This window comes from Wolbachia endosymbiont of Cardiocondyla obscurior (assembly GCF_902713635.1).
Lineage (GTDB): Bacteria > Pseudomonadota > Alphaproteobacteria > Rickettsiales > Anaplasmataceae > Wolbachia > Wolbachia pipientis.
On record NZ_CACTIU010000051.1, the window covers coordinates 1 to 9,633 of the forward strand.

General features: G+C 35.8%; 8 protein-coding genes, 1 tRNA gene and 1 pseudogene. 5 read left to right on the forward strand and 5 right to left on the reverse strand.

Features of this window, described 5'->3' with window-relative positions:
• Positions 1 to 280, forward strand: a pseudogene (locus WOCAOBSORBRA_RS04355) (Rpn family recombination-promoting nuclease/putative transposase); the annotation flags it as partial.
• Positions 281 to 322: 42 nt separating this feature from the next.
• On the opposite strand, the gene WOCAOBSORBRA_RS04360 reads toward WOCAOBSORBRA_RS04355, so the two are convergent.
• The 3 genes from WOCAOBSORBRA_RS04360 to tldD all read right to left on the reverse strand — a co-directional run bounded on the left by WOCAOBSORBRA_RS04360 (position 323) and on the right by tldD (position 3,275).
• Entirely contained in the window at positions 323 to 1,570 is a 1,248-nt protein-coding gene (locus tag WOCAOBSORBRA_RS04360) for an IscS subfamily cysteine desulfurase (protein ID WP_174516010.1), read from the reverse strand.
• A 90-nt stretch (positions 1,571 to 1,660) separates the two neighbouring features.
• The gene (locus tag WOCAOBSORBRA_RS04365) at positions 1,661 to 1,801 is read right to left on the reverse strand and encodes a hypothetical protein (RefSeq protein WP_153296798.1); all 141 of its coding nucleotides are present in this window, start codon (positions 1,799 to 1,801) and stop codon (positions 1,661 to 1,663) included.
• Between the two features lie 55 nt (positions 1,802 to 1,856).
• Positions 1,857 to 3,275, reverse strand: coding sequence for a metalloprotease TldD (gene tldD, locus WOCAOBSORBRA_RS04370; RefSeq protein WP_010962974.1), 1,419 nt, complete (start codon positions 3,273 to 3,275; stop codon positions 1,857 to 1,859).
• Positions 3,276 to 3,337: 62 nt separating this feature from the next.
• Here tldD and WOCAOBSORBRA_RS04375 point away from each other — a divergent pair.
• From WOCAOBSORBRA_RS04375 to WOCAOBSORBRA_RS04390, 4 genes are all read left to right on the forward strand, one after another.
• A tRNA-Leu gene (locus tag WOCAOBSORBRA_RS04375) sits at positions 3,338 to 3,422 on the forward strand.
• A gap of 70 nt (positions 3,423 to 3,492) precedes the next feature.
• The gene (locus WOCAOBSORBRA_RS04380) at positions 3,493 to 3,990 is read left to right on the forward strand and encodes a hypothetical protein (RefSeq protein WP_010962975.1); all 498 of its coding nucleotides are present in this window, start codon (positions 3,493 to 3,495) and stop codon (positions 3,988 to 3,990) included.
• 253 nt (positions 3,991 to 4,243) lie between these two features.
• Positions 4,244 to 4,951: a uroporphyrinogen-III synthase gene (locus WOCAOBSORBRA_RS04385; protein WP_010962976.1), complete on the forward strand. Its 708-nt coding sequence runs from the start codon at positions 4,244 to 4,246 to the stop codon at positions 4,949 to 4,951.
• A complete protein-coding gene (locus WOCAOBSORBRA_RS04390; RefSeq protein ID WP_174516011.1) occupies positions 4,951 to 5,730 on the forward strand; it encodes an exodeoxyribonuclease III in 780 nt (259 codons plus the stop codon). Before WOCAOBSORBRA_RS04385 ends, WOCAOBSORBRA_RS04390 begins: the two co-directional genes overlap by 1 nt.
• Positions 5,731 to 5,765: 35 nt before the next feature.
• On the opposite strand, the gene WOCAOBSORBRA_RS04395 is transcribed toward WOCAOBSORBRA_RS04390, so the two are convergent.
• Both WOCAOBSORBRA_RS04395 and polA read right to left on the reverse strand, forming a co-directional pair.
• Positions 5,766 to 6,761 (reverse strand): hypothetical protein, encoded by a 996-nt coding sequence (locus WOCAOBSORBRA_RS04395; RefSeq protein ID WP_174516012.1) that lies wholly within the window; start codon positions 6,759 to 6,761, stop codon positions 5,766 to 5,768.
• A gap of 49 nt (positions 6,762 to 6,810) precedes the next feature.
• The gene (polA, locus tag WOCAOBSORBRA_RS04400) at positions 6,811 to 9,396 is read right to left on the reverse strand and encodes a DNA polymerase I (RefSeq protein WP_174516013.1); all 2,586 of its coding nucleotides are present in this window, start codon (positions 9,394 to 9,396) and stop codon (positions 6,811 to 6,813) included.
• Between the last annotated feature and the right edge of the window lie 237 nt (positions 9,397 to 9,633).

Consider the following 9,633-nt stretch of genomic DNA (forward strand, 5'->3'; position numbering starts at 1 on the left):
CTGGAATGAAAAAGATTTAGTAGCTTACGAAGAAAGAATAATGGATCTACGCAAAGAAGAAGCCATTCTTGAATACAGACTTGACCTTGCTACTGAAAAAGGCATCCAAATTGGCGAAGAAAGAGGCATCAAAATTGGTAAAGAGGAAGGGAAAATTGAAGGGAAAATTGAAGTCGCAAAAGCAATGCTGGCTAATAATGTTGATGTCAACACTATTGTCAAGTTTACTGGCCTTTCTATTAGTGAGATTGAAGAATTAAGTGTGAACGGTACAGAGTAATTTCAAAGTGCATTTGCAATTGGACTGGCTGAATGGATACATTTAATGGGAGTCCCATTTCACGGTGTTCAAATCTACTCCTTCTTGTACCATCTCCCAAAGTGGGCTCATTTCTCTCAGTCGGCCAACATTTTTAGCAACAAGATCTGCTGCATACAAAACTTCTTCTTTAGTTGTAAATCGGCCTAGGCCAAATCTAATTGATGAATGCTCAAGGTCATGGCCATTATTTAGCGACCGTACTACATAGGAAGGCTCAAGAGACGCAGACGTGCACGCAGAACCAGAACTTACTGCTAAATCCTTGATTGCCATGATGAGAGACTCACCCTCAACATAGGGAAAGCTCAAGTTTAGGTTGCCAGGAATTCTATTTTCATAATCACCATTTAAAACGATATCAGGAAACGCTTCTTTTATCTTGTTATACAAAATATCCCTTAATTCTTCCACTCTAGTTGTTTCTTTTTTCATTTCTTCTTTAGCAATACGTGCCGCTTCACCAAAACCAACTGCAAGAGGTGTTGGAACTGTTCCAGAACGCATGCCTCTTTCCTGTCCACCACCACTAATTAGTGGTATCAGCCTAACACGAGGATTCTTTCTACGTACATATAATGCACCTATTCCCATAGGTCCATAAATTTTGTGGCTAGAGAGACTCATAAGATCAATGCACATCTCATTAACATCAATTGGAACTTTTCCAAAGCTTTGAGCTGCATCTGTGTGGAAAAATATATTACGCTTCCTGCATATTTCACCAATCTCCTTTACAGGCTGAATTACTCCGATTTCATTATTTACCATCATCACTGAAACCAGGATTGTTTTATCAGTAATTGCTTCCTCAAGCTTTGATAAATCTATAATTCCGTTTTGCTTAACAGGCAAATATGTAACTTTAAAGCCTTCATTTTCCAGATGCCGACAAGAATCCAGAACACACTTATGCTCCGTGCAGACAGTTATTATATGATTTCCTTTATTTTTATAAAAGTGAGCAACACCCTTGATTGCCGTATTATTTGACTCAGTTGCACCTGAGGTAAAGATAATTTCTTTGCTATCTGCGTTCACCAGATCAGCGATATGTTTCCTTGCTTTTTCCACTGCTTCTTCAGCAGTCCAACCAAATGAATGGCTGCGAGAGTGTGCATTACTGAACTCACCAAAGTAAGGTATCATCACCTCTAAAACACGGGGATCTACTTTAGTAGTAGATTGATAATCAAGAAATATTGGTAATTTTATTTTAGCATCGTGTATTTTTTTACTTTCAACATTCATAAAGCTACCACGGAGACAAAATTTACAATTATTTTATAGCATTAAAACTTAATTTTTTCAAGATATAATCTTGCATCAAGTACAAAAGTGTCATCCAAGTAGCTGACACATAACTGTACGAACATTTATTTGCGAAAGCAGTGTGTTAAATGTTATAGCCAGTTTTGCCTCAAACACAAAGGCAGTGCCCAGACACTGGGATGACACCCTATTGGTGGCAATTGCTTCCAAATCATAATGTTTGTACAGCTGTGCGCCGTGCGCTGGAATCCGTTTTAGCCCTTATCTATATCTCAGTTCCACCAACAGTTATTGCGTCGACTTTGAGTGTCGGCTGACCAACTCCAACGGGCACATTTTGTCCATCTTTCGAGCATGTGCCAACACCAGGATCTAACTTTAAGTCATTACCAACCATAGATACTTTTTTCAACACTGTTGGACCGTCACCAATTAGTGTTGCTCCTTTTACTGGCTGTGTAATTTTGCCATTTTCTATTAGGTAAGCTTCCGAAGATGAAAAAACAAATTTTCCTGACGTTATATCAACCTGCCCACCACCGAAATTTACTGCATATAGACCTTTCTTTACGCTAGATATTATTTCCTTCGGTGTATACTTTCCGGGCAACATATAGGTGTTTGTCATGCGCGGCATAATAACTTCTTTATAACTTTCTCTTCTACCATTACCAGTTGGGCTTACACCCATGAGTTTAGCGTTCATATGATCCTGCATGTATCCTTTTAGGATCCCATCCTCTATCAATATATTATAACTGGGTGGAGTGCCTTCATCGTCTACGCTGATAGAGCCGCGCAAATTGGGCAGAGTTCCGTCATCAACTACTGTGATGTCACTAGCTGCTACTTGTTTACCCACAGAATTTGAAAATGCTGAGACTTTTTTGCGATTGAAGTCGCCCTCAAGTCCATGACCCACGGCTTCGTGTAACAATATTCCTGGCCAGCCTGGACCTAAAACGACTGTCATTTCTCCGGCTGGAGTTGGAATTGCTTCAAGATTTACCAGTGCTTGTTCTAACGCTTGGTTTGCAACTTCTTTCCACTTTTTCTCAGAAATAAACTTACTATAAGAGTCCCTTCCACCATGCCCTGCAGAACCTCTTTCGGTACGGCCATCTTTTTCTACAATGACTAGCACATTAAAACGTACCAGAGGCCTGATATCGCTTAATCTGTGATCACCCTTTATTATTTGTACAACTTGCCATTCTCCACTTAGAGTTATTTTTACTTGCTTCACGCAGTTATTTTTGGACCTTACATACTCATTAACCTCATTGAGTAGCTTAATCTTTGAATTCAGATCCATTTCATTTATAGGGTTAATCCTCGAATATAGGCTTTTTGTCTCTTCGTTTAAATTTATTGAATTTGTCTTGTTTAAAGACACTGAGCTTTTTACCATAGAAGCAGCATTACTAATTTCTTTTTCGCTGATCTCAGAAGAACAAACGAAAGATGTACTATCTTCACAAAAAGACCTTAAACCAAATCCCCTTCTAGTATTCAAGTCCATGTGTTTTAATATGTTATCCTCAAAAACCAGGGACTCCGACTGGCAAAATTCTAGAAACAGCTCACCACCATCGCTATTGCTCAAAGCGTTATTGACTATTTTATATACGTTATTAATATTAACATTGTTTTGAGCAAAAAATATTTGATCTAGATTTGGCATTACCTTTGAACTAAAAATTGTTTAAGTATATTATTTAACTTTAACATAGTAAACTATAAAAAGCCCGGGTGGCGGAATTGGTAGACGCGCTAGCTTCAGGTGCTAGTAACTTTTTAAGTTGTGGAAGTTCAAGTCTTCTCTCGGGCACTCTTAGCTTCCATATTGCTTATTGAATTAATTAATGTTATAATATAACATATTAGGTAATATTTATGCTATGTATGGTGAAAAAGATAAGTTAGCCTACAGAAAGAAGGTACGAACTTACTCGAAACGCTTAGTTACTACACTATCTACTATCTCTTTCATTGGATACATAGCGGCATTGGTCTTGAATATTCCTGTCTTAAGTCTGTATTTTAGTATTGCCGGCACTATATTCAGTGCACTTTCGTTTGCTTTAAATATATGGTCACTAAATGATCATTCCCGACAACAGAATCTTAATAAGAAATCTGGCATAAAAAACACTCCAGGACAAAAAAAGTTAACAAAGATCTATCTTGATATAGCATCCAGTGCTTCATTTCTAATAGGAGGTATTGCATCTATGTCGCTTTTTGAGTCTTCTGTTATTTATTTTGTTTCTACGCCTTTTTTTATTCTAGGCTGTGTTATTATGGCAGCCAATATCGTTCAAACTATGATTAGTGAACCACAGACAAAAAACGTCCTTGAGAATCTCTCTTCAAATACTGCAAGAGTACAAGCTTAAGTATTAACTTATTTAACTTATACAGGAATATTAGCTATATAATTCCACTGAAGGAAGCCATTCAAAAGAGTTCGATGTAATTAGCGTCAAAAAAGTGTAAGCAGAAATTGTGGGCTTATTGGGGTAGGAGCGCTTAGTACTCCTACTTCCACATCAATTACTTGAATAATTGCTCAAGCTATCAAAATAAAAGTTTTTATTCAGTAATTTGTGTATAAAGGGTACTATTTTACTGGTAGTAAAATAAATCAGAATGAAGTCTATTTTATTAACGAGGCCTTTATTGGATTCGTTCAATACAAGAAATATATTGAGAAAGTATGGATACAAAGTTTATATAGAACCAGTATTCACAATAAAGTACTTAAATCCTGATATATCTGCACACGAATTTGACGTTGTAATATCCACAAGTAAAAACAGTGTAAAGGCTTTTAGTCAAATATGCAAAGTGGATGACTTTCCGATTATTACAGTTGGTAATTCAACCATGCAGGCTGCAAAAAATTTGGGATTTTCTGATATAATCTCAGCAGACAGCAACGTTGATGGTCTGATATCATTCATAAAAGCTCACTATTCAAGTGCAATAAAGTTCTTATATATAAGAGGACAAGAAGTATCATGTGACCTAAAAAAGAGATTATCTGAAGAAGATTTTAACGTAAGAGAAGTTGTACTCTATAAAACAATCATTAAAAGGAGTCTAACTAATAGGTGTAAAAATTTACTGTTGGATGGTAAAATTGGTAGTGTTGCTTTTTTTTCCTCACAGACAGCAAGGGTATTTTGTTCATTAGTTCTAAAAAGTGGGCTATCTCATGTGATGAATAATACAGTTGCATATACCATGAGTAAAAACATTGCTGATAGTTTAAAGTTAATCAAGTGGAAAAAAATTATAACATCGAGGTTGCCTACTGGGGAGAGTTTAATTGATATAATTAATAAGGATTGCTGATGCTAAAGATTGCAACTTGGAATGTAAACTCCATACGTAAAAGAGTTAACCAACTTTGTAGTTTTATAGTTGATAGTCAGATAGATATAGTTTTGCTGCAAGAGATAAAATGTACGGAAGAGCAATTTCCTTATGCGGAGATAGAAAAGTTAGGATATGAATATGCTATCTATGGACAAGTTGCAAGAAATGGCGTTTGTGTTTTATCTAAATATCCAATACTGGAAAAGTTTAAAATTGACATTGTAGAAGGTTATCAAGAAGCGCGTTATATAGAGTGCATAATAAAGCACAATAATCAGAAGGTAAGGGTGGGAAGTGTATACGTTCCAAACGGTCAAAGCCCGGACTCTCAAGCATTTGAATATAAACTCAAGTTTTTTGATAATCTATATGAAAGGATGAGCACTTTGTTAAAGAATGAAGAGTTAACTATTATAGCTGGCGATTATAATGTTGCACCGGATGAAATTGATGTCTTTGATTCAAACTTATTGAATGGCCAAGTGTGCTTTCATATAAAAGAACGTGAGAAGTTAAGAGCAATCTTGAATCTTGGGTTTAAAGATGCGTTTAGAATATCTCACCCAAATTTGCAACAATTCACTTGGTGGCATTATCAAGGCAATTCACTCAGAAATAATCAAGGAATGCGCATAGATTATATGCTGTTATCACCACAAGCTGTAGATAAATTGGAAACATGCTACATAGATGATAGATTGCGTAAGCTAGAAAATCCGTCTGACCATACTCCTGTTGTATGTGCTATAGAATAATAGTAGACCTCTTACACAACTCACTTTTGGCAAACTTAGGTAATCCCTGCTTGTTTGTTGCTTGTGTTTTCTTCCTTTCGTTCGTTTTCCTTTCTTGTCCAAGGTTGATCTTGCTGTTTGCTTTCTTCGTTTTCCCTGTTGTTTTCCTGGGAAATTTGCTCAGGAACAGGTTGTTGTTCACTCTTTTCTTTTCCTTGGGAAATTTGTTCAGAAACAGAAATGGGTTGCTCACTCCCTTTAGCCTTCTCGACTGGGGTTCCTAAAATTTTATTGATACCATCGCAAATTTTTTTATTCAATTTTGCTCTCTTTTCTGTATCATCTTTATCTTGTGAGCTAGGGTCATACAAAGTACCTTTTTTGTTATTTGAAAAAAGACTTTTGATTGTACTTACTTCAGTCCATACAAGGAGACCACCACTAATTGCTAATGCAATTGGGCCAGTGCCAAATATTAATGCTGAAAAAGCAAAAAGAGTAATAGGAAATAAAGATTTACGTAAGAACGTTTTTACCATCTCTTCATCACTAAGTGGTGGTTCATCTTCCTCTTTTTTGTCTTTACCTAAGAATGGTATTTTTTCTTTCACCCCATCCATAAAGGAGCCAGAAATATTTTTCGGGTCTATTTTGATCCCTCCAATTAGCAGCAGCGGCATTTCCAATACGAACTTTATGGATGAATCTTTAGCTTCTGTACCCCGTATATCAGCTACACACTTGGTTATTATTTGTCGTATTTTATCATCATTTAATTTCTCTTCTCTAGCTAAGCCTTGCTCCCTAATTTCTTTAAACACAGAAAGTAAAAACTGAGAAAAATTCTCTTCACTGAGTGGTTCTACATCTTCTAGCTTGACATTATTGAATATAGTTTGATTCTGACTTAGCATGAAAGCGAGTACTGCCTCGTCATCTTCCTTTAATTCTTTAGGTTGTACTTTGTTTTTTAGCAATTGTATAAAGGCATCATAGATTACCTGAGTAGGTAACTTTGGAGGTTTTGAACTTTTTACTTGTGTGCCTATCATGGCTGACCTATTTGCATTTGCTATGTTCTATTCTAACATATTTTTCGTATTAGTTCAAATGATTTATACTCCTAGAATTCACGATGTTTAAGTCATAATTAAGGGAATTTAGACCCCAGTTGTCGCCAACTTTTATTTCTACTTCAAGTGGTACAGAAATTTCTATTGCATTTTCCATTATATCTTTCATAAGTTTTGCTGTTTCTTGTACCTTTTCGTCTTCTACTTCAACCAGTAGTTCATCGTGAACCTGGAGGATTATTTTACCTACTTTTAATTGGTCAAAAAGCTGAATCGTCGCACGTTTTATTATATCAGCGGCGGTGCCTTGCAGTGGTGCGTTTATTGCTGCCCTTTCTGCAAATTGTCTTATATAAGGAATTGTATTGTTTATGTCTCTTACAAAGCATCTCCTGCCAAACAAAGTTTCTACATAACCATGCAATCTTGCGATAGACACTGCTTTTTCCATATAGGCCTTTATTTCTGGGTAACAGGAAAAATAGTAATTAATGTATTCAGCAGCTTCCGCAATGGTAATTCCAAGCCGTTTTGCAAGACCAAATGGGCTAATGCCATATATAATTCCAAAATTGATGGACTTTGCTTTGCGTCTTAATTGCTCATCTATTTCTTGCACTCCAAAAACTTGCCTAGCGGTGATCTCATGAATATCTTGTCCGTTTGCAAAAGCTTCTTTAAATGCTGCAACGTTTGCAACGTGTGCCAGGAGTCTTAACTCTATTTGTGAATAGTCAGCAGAAATTATCTTATGCCCTTTTGGCGCAATAAATGCTTGTCTGATGAGATTTCCCTCTTCGCTTCTGATAGGAATATTCTGTAAATTAGGATTGCTGGAGCTCAGCCTTCCAGTTGCAGTTGCAGTCGTTGAAAAGCTTGTGTGTATTCTACCATCAATGGAATCAACTTGCTTTATTAGCGCATCAGTGTAGGTGCCTTTTAATTTACTTAAATGTCGCCAATTTAGAATTTTACTTGCGATTTCTACCCCTTCTTCTTCGAGTGCCTCTAGAACTTCATAATTGGTGCTATACGATCCAGATTTTTTTGACTTTTTCTTTTTATTAAGCCCCATTTTGTTGAATAAAACATCACTTAATTGTTTTGGCGAAGCAATATTAAATCTTTCTCCTGCCAAATTATATATCTCATCTTCAAGCACGGCAATTACCTGCTGAAATTTATCGGACAGCTCCTGTAATTTTTGTATGTTCAGTAATATCCCATTTTTCTCCATATCAAATATTACTTTCATAAGTGGCTTATCGAAGCGCTCGTAAATTGTGAGCAATTTTTCCTGAAATAACCTTTGCTTTAGCTTTTCATGAATTGCTATTAAAGTTTTTGCCGAGAAAATTTCTGCATTTTCACTCAAATTATGCGCAACTATGTTTGGAATACTGTGATCGTGTTTTCCTGTATCCAAGCTATACGACATTATCATCAAATCATCAACTGAATCTAGCATCTTCTCTACTGTAGGGAAGATTTTCCTGATTTCTTTAATGTTATGTATTATTTTAAGCGCCCCATTTGAGAGTAAAGTTGAGTTAATTATAATGAGTGCATCTTGTATGCTGTCTTGCCCTATATAAAAAATATTACTTTTGCTATAAGATAAGGAAATTTTATTTAATAAGTTGTCTTCAAAGTGGCAATGAATTGCAATTTTGCCTTCATATCTACAATGCTCCAAAAATTTCTCTAACTCTTCACTACTATATTCTATTTTTTCTTCTGTGCTAGACCCACTATAGGAAAAAAGCTTTTCCACTTTCCCTATCAAGGAATTGAATTCATACTTCTTTAAAAAGGATAACAATTTCTCCATGTTTGGAGAATGGACTTCATATTTTGCAATATCATGTTGAAGGTCTACTTTTTCGCATAGTGATAAAAGTTCTCTTGAAATTAGTGCTTTTTCCTTATGTTCGGTAAGAATATTACGAATCCTCGTTTGCTCGATGTTATCAATGTTCTCTATAATATTATTCAATGAATCAAATTCATCTAATAATTTAGTGGCAGTTTTTGGGCCTATTCCTGGAACGCCTGGAATGTTATCAGATGCATCACCAGTTAGAGAAAATAAATCAAGAAGCTTGTGTGAGTTTACACCAAATTTTTCTACTATTTGTTTTTCATCTATGTATATATTTTTAATAGGATCAAATATTAGAATATTGTAATTCAAAAGCTGGAACAAATCTTTATCTGATGAAACGACTACCACTTTAAAGTCTTGGTGGTTGGCGTATTTTGCAGCTAGTGTTGCGATTATGTCATCTGCTTCATAACCTTCAATCTCTTCATAGCTGAGGTTAAAAGCTTCTACCGCTTCCCTCAGTATGGTAAACTGTGGAGTTAGATCCTCAGGAGGCGTTACTCTGTTCGCTTTGTACTCAGGATATAAATTGTGCCTAAAATTCTTTTTCCCTGCATCAAGTGCTATAGTTAAGTAGTCCGAATGGGCAATGTACTTAAGAACCATATTCAGAAAGCCATATACACCACCTATTGGCATTCCTGTTGTGGTAATTAAGTGAGGTAGTACATAGTAAGCTCTGAAAAGAAAACCATAGCCATCGATGATTGTGAAAGTTTTTTCTTTCATTGTAGATATTTATGCGTGCTTTTGATGGTCCACTATTTAGCTGAGAAAATCAAGTTTTTGTTTTTCTGCTTTTGAGCGTTGTAAGAGATTTTACCGAAAATAGCATTCATGATGGGGATGTACACATATGACCTTACCCAGAAAAAGTGGAGAGAAAGTTTGGAATGTTTTTTACAAAAAGAATGATGCATCAAATTGTTCTGGAATGCAATAGTTAATAGTGACGTTGTTTGTTAT